Below are 16,029 nucleotides of genomic sequence, written 5' to 3'. Positions count from 1 at the left end.
ACCCGAAACCTGCCGGACCGAAACCTGCCGGACAAGGATGCGCAAATTAAGTTCTACAGCTTCCTTTGCGCCTCCCGCGGACTCGCCGCGCTGCGCAGGCGCCGGTCAGGCGGCAGCCGATTGCTTCGACAGACCCACCTTGAGATCCGTTGCTGCGTATATGGGTTCGCCATCCGCCTTCAGCCAGCCATCGGCGATACCCAGCACCAGCCGGCCGCGCATCACGCGCTTGAAATCCACGCCATATTCTACCTTCTTGACCGACGGCGTCACCATGCCTTTGAATTTCACTTCGCCGGTCGACAGCGCCATGCCCTTGCCCGGCTCGCCGAGCCAGCCAAGGTAGAATCCCGTCAATTGCCACATGGCGTCGAGGCCCAGGCACCCCGGCATGATCGGGTTGCCGATGAAGTGGCAGGCGAAAAACCACAGGTCCGGCTTGATGTCGAATTCGGCGCGGATGAAGCCCTTGTCGAAGGCGCCGCCGGTCTCGCTGATTTCGGTGATGCGGTCGAACATCAGCATCGGCGGATAGGGGAGCTGGGCGTTTCCAGGTCCGAACAGCTCGCCGCGGGCGCAGGCAAGCAGTTCCTCGTAATCGTAGCTGGATTTCGAAACCGCCATCAGTCTCCGTCCCCAATAATCGTCCGGGCGGTAGCGCGCCCTTGTCGTTGGTTTCCTAACACAATCTATTTCAGGGCGGAAACCGGCGTTTGCGCTTAACCCGCCCGCCTGCCGGGGTCAATGCGCGCTATTGATCGTATTCGGCCGACAGAATATATGTCGGGGGATGTCCAGGTTCAGTCAATGTTGGTTTTTTGCCGTTCTGGACAGGTTTTGAGGCGAAACTTGAGCTTGGATGGATAGATGGATCTGGGCTGCCGGAAGGAAAATGTCGCTGTGGACAAGCGGGTTCGCGAAGCTGGCCTGAGGCCGACGCGTCAGCGCATTGCGCTGGCCGATCTGCTTTTTGCCAAAGGCGACCGCCATCTGTCGGCCGAGGAACTGCACGAGGAGGCAATCGCCGCCGGCGTGCCGGTATCGCTCGCCACCGTCTACAACGCCCTTCATCAATTCACCCAGGCGGGCCTCCTGCGCATCCTGGCCGTCGAGGGGTCGAAGACCTACTTCGACACCAACACCTCCGATCACCATCATTTCTACATTGAGGGCGAAAACAGGATTTTTGACATCGCCAGCGGTCCTGTCACGGTTTCCAACCTGCCGGAGCCGCCGGAGGGCATGGAGATCGCCAATGTCGATATCGTGGTGAGGCTGCGCCCCAAACGCTCCGATTGATCCGCTCTTTATAAGGCGGCGAGATACCGTTTCGCCTGTATCGGCCTCTAAAGCGCGTCGCGTTTGGCCGGCCTCATGCGACGCGCTTCAGGTTGTTGTTTTTACGCATGTCGTTGTCGCAAAACCGCTGCGCACTTTTGCGCGACATGCGTTGGACCATCATCCCGAACCGGCAAGAAGAGGTCAGTCCTTGACCCGTTCGCCCGGATAGGCGCCCCAGACCAGCGACTGGGCGAGCCAGCCGGTGTGGCCACTGAAGGTCATTTCGCACCACTGGCCGTCACAGGACTTGATCGTGCCCATGGCGCCAGGCTCGACGATTGCGACGATGCCGGCATCCTTTTGCGGGTCGTCGAGTAGGTTGATTCGGGCATCTTTGCCGCGCTGCCAGGGTGCTACGATCGCCGTGCGGCGACCTGAAAGCAGCGACTGGTTGATCCAGCCTTCCGAGCCGTCGGCATCGCGCACCCGACGCCAGGTGTCGAATTCCTGGATGATCTCCATCGGCAGGCCGGGCTTCATATACATCCAGTCGACGGAATAGTTGACGCCTGGTCCGACGCGGGAGTTGACGCGGCCGGCCTTCAGGCTGACGAAGCGCGGCAGCGGCAGGCCGCTCGGCCCGAGCGTGACGCTCTGGGTCGGTGCTGCCGCATTCTGTGCCGCCACATCCGGGGAATAAAGCAGAGCGCCGAGAAATGCTGCGCTGAGGGCCAGGCGGAGCGACGCGAAACCAGACACTTTCGTTCCCTTTCGGCGCCGGCTCATCGGCCCTGGCGCCCCTTTTTCTTTGTCTTCGGCGGAACCTCTTGTTACATGGAGAACTGGCACCGCGACCGGCCTGCAGTTTCGCCTGTCTTGGTTAAAGAGGTCTCAACGAGGTCGGGTTCGAGGAAACAATGGTAGGCAGAAAAAGGCCCCTCGTCGTCATCACGCGCAAGCTGCCCGACCCGGTCGAGACCCGCATGCGTGAGCTGTTCGACGCCCGGCTGAATGTCGAAGACCGGCCGATGACGCAGCCGGAACTGGTCGCGGCGGTCAAGGAAGCCGACGTGCTGGTGCCGACCATAACCGATCAAATCGACGCGGCGCTGATCGCTCAGGCCGGCGACAATCTCAAGCTGATCGCCAATTTCGGCAACGGCGTCGACAAGATCGACGTGTCAGCAGCAGCGAAGAAGGGCATTACCGTCACCAACACGCCGAACGTGCTGACCGAAGATACCGCCGACATGACCATGGCGCTGATGCTGGCGGTGCCGCGGCGGCTGGCGGAAGGCGCCAATGTGCTGACCGGCGACAAGAAATGGGCCGGCTGGTCGCCGACCTGGATGCTCGGCCGGCGTATCTGGGGCAAACGCCTCGGCATTGTCGGCATGGGCCGCATCGGCACCGCCGTCGCCCGGCGGGCCAAGGCGTTTGGCCTGTCGATCCACTATCACAACCGCCATCGCGTGCTTGCCGCGGTCGAGGATGAGCTGGAGGCGACCTATTGGGAAAGCCTCGACCAGATGCTTGCCCGCATGGACATCATTTCGGTCAATTGTCCGTCGACGCCGGCGACCTTCCATCTGCTTTCGGCGCGGCGGCTGGCGCTTCTGCAACCGTCCGCTTACATCGTCAACACGGCGCGCGGCGACATCATCGACGAGGACTCTCTGGTCAAGCTGATCCAGGACGGCAAGATCGCCGGCGCCGGGCTCGACGTCTACGAGCATGAGCCGGCGCTGAACAGCAAATTGCTGAAGCTCGCCGCCAAGGGCAAGGTCGTGCTGTTGCCGCATATGGGGTCGGCGACGCTCGAAGGCCGGATCGACATGGGCGAGAAGGTGATCATCAACATCCGCGCCTTTTTCGATGGCCATCGGCCGCCGGATCGCGTACTGCCGCTGCGGACGTGACCGGCTGCCATCTTAAATTAGCGTATACTTACAAAAGCACCTTGCGCATGGTGATCGAGGTCGGTCGGTCATAGCCACTGTGCGCCGTCCGTTTCGTTTCGCGAAAGCCAAGGCGGGCAAAGGCCACGTGATTCCCGGTCAATTCGATCCGCGTCTGAAGCTCGATCGCAGGCTTGCCGCGGTCGCGGGCAAGGTCCTCGACAGCTTGCATCAGCCGCCTGGCAATGCCTTGTCCCTGAAAGTCCGGTTCGACCGCGAGCTTTCCGACATAGAAATCGTTGGCCCGCTCGAGGACAAAAACGCAGCCGACAATCCTGCCGTCGTTCAGCGCCGCAAAGCCCGTCTCCTGCCGGGCCTTGTCGCGGAGATCCTCGACCGTAAGCCGATGCGCCGACGATGGCGGATCGATGACGCCGTCCATGGCAGCGAAGGCGCGCATGATCAGCGCCAGCACCTCGTCCCAACGCTCGAAATCGGCCGGAAGCTGCGCGACGGAAACCAGGCTGCCCAAAATCTAGCTGCTCTTGTAGCGGATCGTGTCGAAGCGCGCGGCCAACGCATCGTAAAGCAGCAGCCGGCCGACCAGCGGCTCGCCGATGCCGGCGATCAGCTTGATCGCCTCCATGGCCTGCAGCGTGCCGACGACGCCGGTCAGCACGCCGAGCACGCCGGCCACGGCGCAGGATGGCACCAAGCCGGCCGGCGGTGGTTCCGGGAAAAGATCGCGATAACTCGGATTCGGGCTGCCGTCGGTGCCGGTCTCGAACGGTTTCAGCACGGTCACCGAGCCGTCGAAGCGGCCGACGGCGGCATGGACCAGCGGCCGCTTTTCCGCGGCGCAGGCGTCGGCCACCGCATAACGGGTTTCGAAATTGTCGGAGCCGTCGACGACGATGTCATATCGGGCGACTAGGGCAGGGGCGTTGTCCGCCGTCAGCCTGAGATTGTGTAGTTCCACGGCGACGTTGGGGTTGATGCGGGCGATCGCCGCCTTGGCACTGTCGGTCTTCGCCATGCCGACAGCGCCGGTGCCGTGGATCACCTGCCTTTGCAGGTTCGACAGCGAGACGCTGTCGTCGTCGACGATGCCGAGCGTGCCGACGCCGGCTGCGGCAAGATATTCAAGCACCGGCGCTCCCAGCCCGCCGGCGCCGACGACCAGGACCCGAGCCCGCTTCAGTCGCTGCTGGCCGGCGCCACCGATCTCGGGCAGCACGATGTGGCGGGCGTAGCGTTCGAGTTCTTCGTCGGTGAGCGCGGTGGTGATCATCGCCGGACCATATAGCGGGAGAAAAACCTTGTCAGGCGGTAATGCACGTTGCCAAAGCCTGCCATCGGCTTGCCCATCGGGGTGCGCAGCGGTTGAATAGTGAATAGTGAATAGTGAATAGTGAATAGTGAATAGTGAATAGTGAATAGTGAATAGTGAATAGTGAATAGCGACCACTCAGTAGTGATTAGTGATTAGTGAATAGTGAAATAATGGCGCTCTCACCACCATTTACCATTTACCATTTACCATTCACCCTTCACCCTTCACCCTTCACCCTTCACCCTTCACCCTTCACCGAACCGTGCCATGATCGACGGTCAAAAACTGCGCGCGTCCGTCGAGACTGGAAAACAGCGCCGCATCGGTCCCGGTCATGAAAGCTTGGCAATTCAGCTCTTCGAGGATCGAGAACAGCGCGGCGCGTCGGCCCGCGTCGAGATGGGCGGCGATTTCGTCGAGCAGCAGGATCGGCGTCATGCCAGACATCTCGCCGGTCAGCCGGGCGTGCGACAGGACCATGCCGACCAGCAGCGCCTTCTGCTCGCCCGTCGAACAGAGTTCGGCCGGCATCGCCTTGGGCCGGTGCCGCACCACGAGGTCCGACCGGTGCGGGCCGTCGAGCGTGCGCCCGGCGGCGCGGTCGCGATCGCGAGCTTCGGCAAGCGCGCGGCGGAACCGCTCCTCGACATCGACAGCCGCGCTGGTTGTGACCTCGCTTTCCAGCGCGCCGGACAGGCCGATGTCGGCTTGCGGAAATGGACCGGAGCTTGGCAGCCTGTCGATCATGGCGGTGAGCAGGCGCACCAGTTCGCCACGCGCCGCGGCAATCGCCACACCGGTTTCGGCCATTTGCGTCTCGATCGCATCGAACCAGGCGCCATCGCGCGAGCCTTCGGCGAGCAGTCGATTGCGGCCGCGCATCGCTTTTTCGTAGTCGAGCGCGCGCTGGCCGTGGCCCGGATCGATCGCCAGCACCTGCCGGTCGAGAAAGCGCCGCCGATCTGCGGCCGGCCCGGTGAACAATGCATCCATCGCCGGTGTCAGCCAGACGACGCGCAACCATTCCAGCATGTCCTCCGCCGAGCGCGCCGCCGCGCCGTTGATCCGCACCCGCCGGCCGCCTTCGGCGGCGTCGCCGCCCGCGATGCCGGTGCCGATCTCGACCGGGCCGACCGGCCCATCGAGCCGGGCATGAATGGCAAAGCCGCCCTCGCCGCCGTCGCGCGCCACGTCGGCATAAGGCGCACGGCGCAGGCCGCGCCCCGGCGTCAACAGGGAAATCGCCTCCAGCAGATTGGTTTTGCCGGCACCATTGTCACCGGAAAAAACCACCGGGCCGGGATCGAGATCGATCGAAAGTGTTGTGTAATTGCGGAAATTGGTAAGCGAAAGCTTACTTATACGAGTCTGCTGATCGCGCTCAGGCTGCTTCGCAACTCCGGTCATGACAGCAAGATGGCCTCGTTCGGGCCTAAAGCGCGCCGCGTTTGACCGGCCTCATGCGACGCGCTTTAGGTTTGTTGTTTTTATCCATGTCGTTATCGCAAAACCGCGGCACACTTTTGCGCGACATGCATCAGACCCGCATCGGCATCAGCACGTAGAGGGTGGTTTCGTCGGCCATGTCGTGGATCAGCGTTGGCGAGCCGGCATCCGCCAGCATGAATTTTGCCTCGGTGCCGGTCAACTGGGCGGCGACGTCGAGCAGATATTTGGCGTTGAAGCCGATTTCGATCGCGTCGGACGAATAATCCGCGGCCAGTTCTTCGGTGGCGCTGCCCGAATCCGGATTGTTGACTGCAAGCGTGACCTGGCCTTCTCCAATCGAAAGCTTCACCGCCCGGCCGCGTTCGGACGAAATGGTCGAGACGCGGTCGACGGCGGCGGCGAAACTCTGGCGGTCGATGATCAGCTTCTTGTCGTTGCCGGTCGGGATCACCCGCTGATAGTCCGGGAAGGTGCCGTCGATCAGCTTCGAGGTCAAAACGACGCTGCCGATGGTGAAACGGATCTTGGTGTCGGACAATTCGGTGGTCACCGCGATATCAGGGTCGTCGACGAGCTTTTGCAATTCGCTCACCGTCTTGCGCGGAATGATGATGCCCGGCATGCCTTCCGATCCTGCCGGCGCGTCGATCTCGGCGCGCGCCAGCCGATGGCCGTCGGTCGCTACCGAGCGCAGCTTCAGCTTGCCGTCGGCGTCATGCGTGTGCAGGTAGATGCCGTTCAGGTAGTAGCGCGTCTCTTCGGTGGAGATGGCGAATTGGGTCTTCTCGATCAGGCCCTTGAGCGCGACCGAATCGAGCCGGAAGATATGCGAGAACGATCCGGCCGAAAGCTCCGGGAAATCGGATTGCGGCAGGCACTGCAGGCGGAAGCTCGAGCGGCCCGAGGTCACCGTCATGGCGTTGCCGTCCTCGTCGGTCTTCAGCATGACCTCCGCGCCGTCGGCGAGCTTGCGCACGATGTCGTAGAGCAGGTGCGCCGGGACCGTCGTCGCGCCGCCGCGCTCGACCTTGGCGGGCGTGGCTTCGGTCACCTCCAGGTCGAGGTCGGTCGCCTTCATTTCAAGGGTGGCGCCTTCGGCGCTCAGCAGCACGTTCGACAGGATCGGTATGGTGTTGCGCCGTTCGACCACGCGATGAACGTGGTTGAGCGACTTCAGGAGATTTGACCGTTCCAGGATAACACGCATGACGAAACAGGCTCGCTTGAATGAATGAGCGGGTCTCCGGCAAGCGGCAACCCGCGAAAGGTCTGAACAGGCTCAGAATCTGCACAAACTGACAGGAAAAAACCCGTGAACGCAAGCCCGTGCTGACGGTTCGGGCCGGTTACGCGGGCTTTCTTGGGATAAAACCGGCGAAGCCCGCAAGCCATGCCTGTCGCCCAAAAGCATGCCCTCGGATCAGGCCCGAGAGTGTGCATGGGCTTTGCGGCAACGACGTGCATAAAGACAGAGATTTCAAGCGCGTTGCAGTCATCCAGACGCGACACGCTTTTGTTTTTTCGGGCCGGTCAGGCCTGGTCGTTGATCAGTCTTCTCAGCAATTCGAGCTCCTGCGCCAGCGTGTTGTCGACGCCTGAAAGATCTTCGATCTTGCGCACGGCGTGCAGCACCGTCGTGTGGTCGCGGCCACCGAAACGCCGCCCGATCTCCGGCAAGGAGCGCGGTGTCATCACCTTCGACAGGTACATGGCGACCTGCCGCGGCTTGACGATGGTGCGGGTGCGCCGGTTGGACAGAAGTTCCGTCTTCGACACATTGTAGTGGCGCGCGACGATGCGCTGGATGTCCTCGATGCGCACCCGCTTCGGCTCGCCCGAACGATAGATGTGGCCGAGGATCTCATCGATGCGGTCGATGGTGATCTGCGGTTCGAACGACTGGCGGAACAGAAGCTGGTTGAACGCACCTTCGAGTTCACGCCCGCTGCCGGTCACCGTGCGGGCGACATGGTTGAGGATCTCCTCCGAGATGTCGAGCGATTGATCGTCGGCCTTGGCGGTGGCAAGGCGCAGCTTGAGCATGCCGATCCGCATGGCGAAATCCGGCGCCGACATTTCGAGCGCGACGCCGCCGTTGAGGCGCGAGCGGACGCGGGGCTCCAGTGATTCCAGTTCCGACGGCGGCCGGTCGGCGGCGACCACCACCTGCTTGGCGCTGTCGAGCAGCATGTTGATCAGATGGCAGAATTCATGCTGGATCGACTTGCCCTGCAGGAACTGCATGTCGTCGATGATGAGGAGGTCGATGTCGCGCAACTGTTCCTTCAGCGTCAGCGCGTTGTTGTCGCGGATCGCGGTGGCAAACCGCCACATGAAATATTCGGCCGTGAGATAGACGACGCGCGACTTCGGATTCTGCTTCAGCGATTCCGCCGCGATCGCCTGCAGCAGGTGCGTCTTGCCCAGCCCCACCGTCGCGTGCAGAAACAGCGGATTGAAGCGCACCGCGCTCGACTGCGATTCCGCCACCGCCTTGGCGGCGGCGAAGGCCACCCGGTTCGACGGTCCTTCGATGAAGGAGCCGAACGTGTAGCGCGGGTCAAGCGGCGAACCGAGCACATTGTGCCGGAACTCGGTCTCGGCAGGCATTCCCGGGCGAGGTGCCGGTACCCGCTCCACCCTGCCGGGGGCCGCTGTTCCCGCGGCCAGCGCCGTTTGCGCTTGCCTGGTCATCTTGCGCGCCGGGGCCACTTCGGGCTCGACGCCGTTGCGCCCCGGGCGGGTAGCGGTGCGCACGACGATCTCGATCTTGAGGATTTCAGGATCCTCGTGTTTCCACAGCTCGGCGATGAGGTCGAGGTAGTGGCCGTTGATCCACGAGCGCAGGAAGGCGGTGGGCACCGAGATGCGGACAATGCCCCGGGACGCCTCGGCGACCTTCATGCGCCCGAACCAGCTCGAATAGACTTCGGTTCCCAGACGCGCCTTCAAATGGGCCTTGACCCGGTCGAACTTTTGTTCCGCGTCGATGGAAGCCGACATGGCGTCCCCTCCGGTTAAGGTCCCAGGGAATGGGAGGTCGCCCGTAAGCTCCCTTTCGATGCCGCTCTGCATGATCGAGTTCCTTGTCCTTTTGTACCTTTTTCCGCCGGGAATGCGCCTCCTGCATCCATGTTTCCGGCGACCGTGTCCTCGCAGCGACACCACCGCCGCCGCCGGCAGCTGATGTCGCCTCATTGTCAGGGAACCGGCGCCGGCTCCTCGGAGCCAGCCCGCTTTGGTCATGTCAGGGCAATACAATTCCGCCCGGCGAAACGCCGGCGCGTCATTGATCTGCCATGTACAATTACGCCATTCCCCTACCGTATCGAAAAGGCAAACCAAACCCGTACGCGGAGATGATCCGCGTCATGAATTCTGCCACTTTTTTGCTGGCCGATTCAGGCTGGGTTAAGGGCCAACGGCCCGTCCCTCTCGATAGACAGACCTTAGCGAAATCGCTGTGGATAGGGCAAGGCCACGACTAACGGATTTTTAAGGAATGTGGTTAGCGCAAACGGGTTCGGAGCCTGCGTTGCACTGGCTTATTTTGACAAACCCATTGTGATTCAAACCCTTTTCCGGCGAATGTGAAAAAGGCCGCGTCGCGCGAAATTTTATCAAATAATTTTCTTGACAGGCAATTGTCCCCCATCCCTCGCACCCGATGTGAACAAGCTGTGGATGACCGTCCGCAACCGTTTGAAAAATAAAAGTGATTTTCGACAGTTGATATTTTCGCCGTGAACGCTTTCAGCGCCTGCGCCTGTCAGCCGGCATGTATATGCCGGCAAAGCAATTCGAACTTCGAAATCGTGCGGGGTGTTGCTTGCGGGCTTTCTTTTTAAGTACTTGCCGGCAAACGAAAAAACCCGGCACGAGCGGCCGGGTCTGAAAAGGACAAGTTTAGTAAAGATATATCAGCCCGGATATCCGGGTTAGGCCGACAACACCTTGAGGCGCTGGGCCAGGCGCGACACCTTGCGGGATGCCGTATTCTTGTGCACCACGCCCTTGCTCGCGGCGCGCATCAATTCCGGCTCAGCCACCTTGAAAGCAGCCTGCGCGGCCGCCTTGTCGCCCGAGGCGAGCGCCTCTTCGACCTGGCGGATGTAGGTCCGCACGCGCGAGCGGCGGTTCTTGTTGATCGCCGTGCGGCGGGCGATCTTGCGCGTTGCCTTTTTGGCCGAGGAGGTATTGGCCATGATGCCTCTCTTCTGATCTGGTGGGCGCATGCGGGATGCCGCAAGGCGCAAAAAACAAACGGGCAGCCACAGGGCCGCCTCGGTTGGTGCGGCTTATAGTTCAGCTTTTCCGGCGCGTCAACGCTGCTTCGCCTTCTTTTTGGGCCGCTGCTGTCGCTCGCTCCCGGCTGATGTCGTCGCCATCTACCAGTTCGAGAAATTTGGCTACCGGTTCGAGAAATTTGGCTTCCGCTTCTCGACAAAGGCCGCCATGCCTTCCTTCTGGTCATCGAGCGCAAACAGTGAGTGAAACAGCCGGCGCTCGAACCGCAGCCCCTCGGCCAGTGTCGTTTCATAGGCGCGGTTGACGGCCTCTTTCGCCATCATCACCGACGGCAGCGAAAAATCGGCTATCTTGGCCGCCGCGTTCAACGCCTCCTCGAGCAGCTCGCCGGCGGGCACGACACGCGACACCAGGCCGCAACGCTCGGCTTCCGCCGCATCCATCATCCGTCCGGTCAGGCACATGTCCATCGCCTTCGACTTGCCGACGAAACGGGTCAGGCGCTGCGATCCGCCCATGCCCGGCATGACGCCGAGCGTGATCTCGGGCTGGCCGAACCTGGCGTTGTCGGCGGCGATGATGAAATCGCACATCATCGCCAGTTCGCAGCCGCCGCCGAGCGCATAGCCGGCCACCGCCGCGATGACAGGCTTGCGCACCCGGGTGAGCTCTTCCCAGCCGATAAAGAAATCCTGCACATAGGCGTCGACAAAGGAGATCGCCCGCATTTCCTTGATGTCGGCACCTGCCGCGAAGGCTTTTTCGGAGCCGGTGATGACCATCGCGCCGATGTCGGCATTCGCGCAGAAGCCGTTCACGGCCGCGACCACGTCCGCCAGGACCTGCGAGTTCAGCGCATTGAGCGCCTTCGGCCGGTTCAGCGTGATCAGCCCAACCTTGCCGCGGGTTTCGACGATAATCGTTTCATAGGCCATGACTGTATCTCCTCACTCGGTCATCTCCTTGCATCAGGCGTCCAACTCACACCCGGCACCTGGCTTACACCCCCACCTAAGTCACAACTGACAGCTCCGGCAATAGAAGGTGGAACGCCCTCTTTGCACGATGCGCTCTATATGGCCGCCGCAGCCGTGCTTGGGGCAGGCCTCGCCCTCGCGATCATAGACGGCGAACGAATGCTGGAAATAGCCCAGAGACCCGTCGGTCTGCACATAGTCGCGCAGCGACGATCCGCCGGCGGCGATCGCATCGGCGATCACCGCGCGGATTGCTTCGGCCAGGGCGTCGCGCTGCTGTTTGGCCTTCTTTCCAGGCTTTGCGATGGTGCCTGCCTCGCGCAACGGCGACAGGCCGGCGCGCCACAGCGCCTCCGACACATAGATATTGCCGAGCCCGGCGATCAGCCGCTGATCGAGAAGTGCTGCCTTTAGCGGCGACTTCCGGCCTTTCAGCAGCGAGGCGAGCAGTTCGCCGTCCAACGCATTGCCTGTCGGCTCGACGCCAAGCCCCGCCAGCATCGGATGCGTGTCAGGCGCTCCTTCGGAAAACAGCATGAAGCCGAAACGGCGCGGATCGTTGAAGGTCACCCGGGACCGGGCGCCTTGGGGGGAGACGATATGGAAGACGACATGGTCGTGCACTGCTCTCTTCGGGCGCTCATGATAAAACGCGCCCAGCATGTCGCTGCTGTCGGGTAGTTCGCTGCCATCGGAGGTCTCGATGCGGAACGAGCCCGACATGCCGAGATGGCAGATCAGCACCGGACCGCCTTCCAGGTGCATCGTCAGGTATTTGGCCCGGCGGCCGAGCGCCGTAATCGTCTTGCCGGTCAGCCTCTCCAAAAAATTCTCGGGAAATGGAAAGCGCAGGTCGGGCCGGCGCGCCTCGACGCGGGCGATGCGGGCGCCTTCCAGAACCGGCTGCAGGCCCCGCCGCACCGTTTCGACCTCAGGCAACTCAGGCATGGCCGCCTATCGCTGCATAGAAGGAGGTGCCGTGACGGCCGCGTGCCGATCCAAGATGCTCGGCGACGGTTTCACCGATGTCGGCGAATGTCGTTCTCATTCCGATGTCGCCGCCAAACCCTGGTCCGATGCCGATCACCGGAATGCGTTCGCGCGTATGATCGGTGCCGTGCCAGGTCGGGTCGTTGCCATGGTCGGCCGTGAGGATGAGAAGGTCGCCTGCCCTCAGCCGTGCAAGCGCCTCCGGCAGCCGCCGGTCGAAGGCCTCGAGCGCGGCGGCATAGCCGGCAACGTCGCGCCGATGGCCGAACTCGGTGTCGAAATCGACGAAATTGGCGAAGACGAGATCGCCGTCGCCCGCGTCGTCCATCGCGCCGAGTGCTTTGTCGAACATCGCCATGTTGCCGGCGGCCTTGCGCACTTCCGAAATGCCGCGATGGGCGAAGATGTCGCCGATCTTGCCGACCGCGATGACCCGGCTGCCGCGCGCCGTCAGCCGGTCGAGCAGGGTCGGTTCGGGAGGCGGCACCGAATAGTCCCGGCGGTTGTGCGTCCGTTCGAAGCTGGCGGCGGTTTCGCCAATGAAAGGCCGCGCGATCACCCGTCCGATGTTCAGCGGATCGACCAGCCTGCGCACCACCTTGCAGAATTCGTAGAGCCGCTCCAGGCCGAAGTGAACTTCATGCGCGGCGATCTGCAGGACGGAGTCGACCGAAGTGTAGCAGATCGGCTTGCCGGTGCGGACATGTTCCTCGCCGTACCGCTCGATGATCTCGGTGCCCGGAGCATGGCAATTGCCGAGAATGCCCGGCACCTCTCCTTCGCGAATGATCGCTTCGGTCAGCTCGGCTGGAAAGGCGGGAACCGTGTCCGGGAAATAGCCCCAGTCGAAGCGGACCGGCAAGGCGGCGATTTCCCAATGGCCTGACGGCGTGTCCTTGCCGCTGGAAATCTCCTGCGCCGCGCCGTGGAAGGCGGATGCAAGCAGGGCCTTGCCGCCGCTGTCGAAGCAGAATCCTGTCGCGGTTTTCGCCGCGTGCGCCAGGCCGAGCGAGAGCATGTTGGGCACGAAAAGCGGGCCTTTGCGCAGCCCCTCGCGATCCGCCCGGCCTTCCGCGCAGGCTCGAGCGATGTGTCCGAACGTGTTGGAACCGGTGTCGCCATAGCGCTCGGCGTCGGCCGCGCCGCCGATGCCGAAGGAATCGAGAACAAAAAGGAAGGCGCGCGCCATTGCAGGGATTCATTATTATCGTTTGTCTGTCAGCCCAGACATAGGCGGCCGCGCCGCCATTGGCAATTCGGAACCAGACGGCTGTGTGCACATCCGGGCGCGATGGTAGAATTGTCGCCGGCATCGGCGTGGATCGACGAAAACGAGAGGGAACTCACATGCGACATGCAAGGCATCCGCGGCTATCGTGCGCCTGGTGTCAGGCCGATAGCAATGGCGATCGGGCGCCGTCGTTCAGCAGGTGTCGCAGGTAATCGTCGGGCTCCTGCGGGGCCTGAGATAATAAGTTTCGCCCATCGATATCGAGTTGAAAGCCGAACTGAAGCCAAGCCGCTTTTCACTATCCGCCGACCAGGTGATGATCGGCTCGTATGCCAGATTGCTTTCGACGCGAACGAGAAACGTGCCCTTGACCTCGAGCTGCGGTGCAACCGTGGTGACGGAGTTTTTGGCGGCGCCGGCGCTGAAGGCATCGCCGACCATCTTGCGTGACCAAGCGACCAGCACCCGCGGCGTCGGCTCGTTCGTGACCTCTATTGCGGTGATGGTGATTTCCGGGGTCGATCGGTTGTACGGCTGAAGGGTGGAGTTGCCGATCTGCATGATCGCATCGAGTTCGGCCGGCGTGACGGTCTGCTGCTGGGTGACGAGATCCGCCACCATGCTGCCGATGCGACTGACCTTCTTGTTGGTCTCGATGGCTTGCGAGGCTTCCATGGTCAAGAAGTACATCATCAGCAGGACGGGCACGATGAAGGCAAACTCAACCGCCGCGACACCGCGGCGATCACGGCAGAACCGTATGGCTTTCGCGCATATCCCAGCGGTCCTCATATGTGCCCCGCACGCCCCATGCTATCGTCCTTTTCCCACGCAGCGGTTTGCATTTTCAGTCGTCGAACGGCTCGTTCTTCCAGGTCATCGATGCGAAATGCAGCGTGTTGCCGTCTTTCAGATTGGCCATCGACTTGGCCATGAAATCGGTCATGACGGGCCATTTGTAAAAAACCCGCAGCATGTTTATCGATTCAGCCAAGCCCGGGGATACCGTAAAAGTCGAGGGGGTTATACCGGTCAACGCGATTTCGCCGTCTTGGATATTGAAGCCCGCCTGGGCCGCAGCGGCGAAGCTCGGATACGCGCGCAGATCCACTTCCAATCCCGGGCAGTCCTTGGCGACCATGATCTCCAGCCGGCTGCAGATCATGGACTTCAGCGTCGCCTCGGTTACGTTTGCCTGCCTTACCTGGCCCGTTCGCAGCTGGCGCGCGACATCGTCGGTGATATTGGCCATCACCTCTTGCCCGGCAAATGAAATGCAGCTCTCCAGTATGGCAAAGACGAGGAGCGCAAATGGCACCGCAAGCATCGCGAACTCCAAAGCGGTGCTGCCGCGCCGGTCGCCAAGGAAGCGCGCTGAAAGGCTTGATCGTCCTGCTTTGCTCATGTCCCGTGCCTGCCGATCCCTTAGGGGGTGTCGGGCAACATTAGCGCAAACCCATTGAAGTGCGGTTTTGATGATCGTTAAATTCGAAGGGGAGGTTTTAACAGGCCGATAACCGAAGCGGCTTTTTCAGCGAGACGAAACGGTCGGGTCGCTTACTGGCCGGCGCTCATCTCGGCTTCCGAGGTCTTCTCCGCCTCGCTTTTATATGAGCTTTCGCAATACGGCGTGCACGACATGGTCTGTATTTCGGCGCGTCGATAGATGCGCACCGAGGACGCGTCCTGTCGCACGACGGTGATCTGCTCGTCAACGATCGGACGGCCCTCCTGATCGAGGACGACGAGATTGGTGACGCCGAAGCCCTTGCCCGTCAGCACGATCGTCGAAGCATCCTGCACCGAGGCGTCGGCGATCGCCGGATTGCCGACGACGATCGTATCGGCAGCGCGCGACAATTTGACGATCTTCGCCTGGTTCATGGTGACCTCGATGCCGGCGCCGGCCTTGGCCGGCACGATAAGAGCCGTGGCGGCAAGCAGCGCGGCAATCGGAAAGGACGATCTCGGCCCGTTCATTGAAGCGCTCCACGGCGGCAATTTGCTCAACGGAACATGAACGAGATTGGTGAAGCAAGGGTTAAGGGAGGGGAGCCGTGATGATGTCGGGCTCGGCCCTTTGATCGCCTGGAGCTGGGATCGCCAGGAGCGGCCCGCCCCTTTCTCAGGTCGCTAAATTGCCCCTTTCGCAGCCTGCTGCGCCTGTCGGGTCCATAGGCGCCGCTTAGTCTACGGTTAACCACGCAATGTCATCGAAGCCGGAAAGGAATCGGTAAGGCTGTTTATTAAGTCGATCGAAAGAGCTTCTCGATAGATTGGCAGTATCCGATCAGCCAACAGAGAAGTTGACGGAATTGCTGTAACACCTGGAGTAGGAGCTCTCGAATGTCTAATCTCATTGCACGTTTTGTGAAGGACGAATCCGGCGCGACCGCCATCGAATACGGTCTGATCGCCGCTCTCATCGCGCTCGCCATCATGGTCGGCGCCGGCCAGCTCGGCACCGCGCTGGACGAGAAATTCAGCGATATTGCCGATACGCTCGAAGGCGCCGGTGGCGCTGCCCCGGCCCCTGCCCCCGCCCCCGCCCAGGGTGTTATAAAAAAAAGTCGCGGCCCCCCAAGCGAAAAATGTATATAACGGTGGGGGGCGGATCATTAA

The 16,029-nt window shown here is 61.9% G+C and carries 16 protein-coding genes and 1 pseudogene; 3 read left to right on the top strand and 14 right to left on the bottom strand.

Annotation, left to right across the window (positions count from 1 at the left end; all coding sequences use genetic code 11):
* Positions 1-105: 105 nt before the first annotated feature.
* A complete protein-coding gene (fabA, locus tag AC0L2C_RS26390; protein ID WP_023802127.1) occupies positions 106-624 on the bottom strand; it encodes a 3-hydroxyacyl-[acyl-carrier-protein] dehydratase FabA in 519 nt (172 codons plus the stop codon).
* 243 nt (positions 625-867) lie between these two features.
* Here fabA and irrA point away from each other — a divergent pair, with 243 nt between their 5' ends.
* A complete protein-coding gene (gene irrA / locus AC0L2C_RS26385) occupies positions 868-1,299 on the top strand; it encodes an iron response transcriptional regulator IrrA (RefSeq protein WP_027151698.1) in 432 nt (143 codons plus the stop codon).
* Between the two features lie 183 nt (positions 1,300-1,482).
* On the opposite strand, the gene AC0L2C_RS26380 is transcribed toward irrA, so the two are convergent.
* Positions 1,483-2,040: an SH3 domain-containing protein gene (locus AC0L2C_RS26380; protein ID WP_027151699.1), complete on the bottom strand. Its 558-nt coding sequence runs from the start codon at positions 2,038-2,040 to the stop codon at positions 1,483-1,485.
* A gap of 158 nt (positions 2,041-2,198) precedes the next feature.
* Here AC0L2C_RS26380 and AC0L2C_RS26375 point away from each other — a divergent pair, with 158 nt between their 5' ends.
* The gene (locus AC0L2C_RS26375) at positions 2,199-3,200 is read left to right on the top strand and encodes a 2-hydroxyacid dehydrogenase (protein ID WP_023802130.1); all 1,002 of its coding nucleotides are present in this window, start codon (positions 2,199-2,201) and stop codon (positions 3,198-3,200) included.
* 28 nt (positions 3,201-3,228) lie between these two features.
* On the opposite strand, the gene AC0L2C_RS26370 is transcribed toward AC0L2C_RS26375, so the two are convergent.
* The 12 genes from AC0L2C_RS26370 to AC0L2C_RS26315 form a co-directional block, all read right to left on the bottom strand.
* Positions 3,229-3,711 (bottom strand): GNAT family N-acetyltransferase, encoded by a 483-nt coding sequence (locus tag AC0L2C_RS26370; RefSeq protein WP_473524801.1) that lies wholly within the window; start codon positions 3,709-3,711, stop codon positions 3,229-3,231.
* Positions 3,712-3,714: 3 nt separating this feature from the next.
* Positions 3,715-4,470: a molybdopterin-synthase adenylyltransferase MoeB gene (locus AC0L2C_RS26365; RefSeq protein ID WP_473524800.1), complete on the bottom strand. Its 756-nt coding sequence runs from the start codon at positions 4,468-4,470 to the stop codon at positions 3,715-3,717.
* Positions 4,471-4,764: 294 nt separating this feature from the next.
* Positions 4,765-5,919, bottom strand: a complete 1,155-nt coding sequence (gene recF, locus AC0L2C_RS26360) for a DNA replication/repair protein RecF (protein WP_473524799.1) — start codon at positions 5,917-5,919, stop codon at positions 4,765-4,767.
* Between the two features lie 130 nt (positions 5,920-6,049).
* Positions 6,050-7,168: a DNA polymerase III subunit beta gene (dnaN, locus tag AC0L2C_RS26355; RefSeq protein ID WP_023802134.1), complete on the bottom strand. Its 1,119-nt coding sequence runs from the start codon at positions 7,166-7,168 to the stop codon at positions 6,050-6,052.
* 323 nt (positions 7,169-7,491) lie between these two features.
* Positions 7,492-8,964 carry a chromosomal replication initiator protein DnaA gene (gene dnaA / locus AC0L2C_RS26350; RefSeq protein ID WP_287067253.1) on the bottom strand — a complete coding sequence of 491 codons (1,473 nt, stop codon included), beginning with the start codon at positions 8,962-8,964 and terminating at the stop codon, positions 7,492-7,494.
* A 935-nt stretch (positions 8,965-9,899) separates the two neighbouring features.
* Positions 9,900-10,166, bottom strand: coding sequence for a 30S ribosomal protein S20 (gene rpsT / locus AC0L2C_RS26345; protein ID WP_023802137.1), 267 nt, complete (start codon positions 10,164-10,166; stop codon positions 9,900-9,902).
* Between the two features lie 204 nt (positions 10,167-10,370).
* Positions 10,371-11,144 carry an enoyl-CoA hydratase gene (locus AC0L2C_RS26340; protein ID WP_287067251.1) on the bottom strand — a complete coding sequence of 258 codons (774 nt, stop codon included), beginning with the start codon at positions 11,142-11,144 and terminating at the stop codon, positions 10,371-10,373.
* Between the two features lie 81 nt (positions 11,145-11,225).
* On the bottom strand, positions 11,226-12,134 hold the full coding sequence (mutM, locus tag AC0L2C_RS26335; protein ID WP_473524798.1) for a bifunctional DNA-formamidopyrimidine glycosylase/DNA-(apurinic or apyrimidinic site) lyase: 909 nt from the start codon (positions 12,132-12,134) through the stop codon (positions 11,226-11,228).
* A complete protein-coding gene (locus AC0L2C_RS26330) occupies positions 12,127-13,365 on the bottom strand; it encodes a phosphopentomutase (RefSeq protein ID WP_473524797.1) in 1,239 nt (412 codons plus the stop codon). The genes mutM and AC0L2C_RS26330 overlap by 8 nt, the downstream gene beginning before the upstream one ends.
* A 234-nt stretch (positions 13,366-13,599) precedes the next feature.
* Positions 13,600-14,199: a TadE/TadG family type IV pilus assembly protein gene (locus tag AC0L2C_RS26325; protein WP_128178175.1), complete on the bottom strand. Its 600-nt coding sequence runs from the start codon at positions 14,197-14,199 to the stop codon at positions 13,600-13,602.
* A 55-nt stretch (positions 14,200-14,254) separates the two neighbouring features.
* The gene (locus tag AC0L2C_RS26320; protein ID WP_128169869.1) at positions 14,255-14,812 is read right to left on the bottom strand and encodes a TadE/TadG family type IV pilus assembly protein; all 558 of its coding nucleotides are present in this window, start codon (positions 14,810-14,812) and stop codon (positions 14,255-14,257) included.
* 152 nt (positions 14,813-14,964) lie between these two features.
* Positions 14,965-15,387: a pilus assembly protein N-terminal domain-containing protein gene (locus tag AC0L2C_RS26315; protein WP_287306574.1), complete on the bottom strand. Its 423-nt coding sequence runs from the start codon at positions 15,385-15,387 to the stop codon at positions 14,965-14,967.
* Positions 15,388-15,753: 366 nt separating this feature from the next.
* On the opposite strand from AC0L2C_RS26315, the pseudogene AC0L2C_RS26310 reads away from it, so the two are divergent.
* Positions 15,754-15,924 (top strand): annotated as a pseudogene (locus AC0L2C_RS26310) (Flp family type IVb pilin); the annotation flags it as partial.
* Positions 15,925-16,029 lie beyond the last annotated feature (105 nt).

The organism is Mesorhizobium sp. WSM4845 (assembly GCF_055811455.1).
Note: the sequence above shows the minus strand (reverse complement) of the source record. Positions and strands in the feature narration are given on the sequence as shown.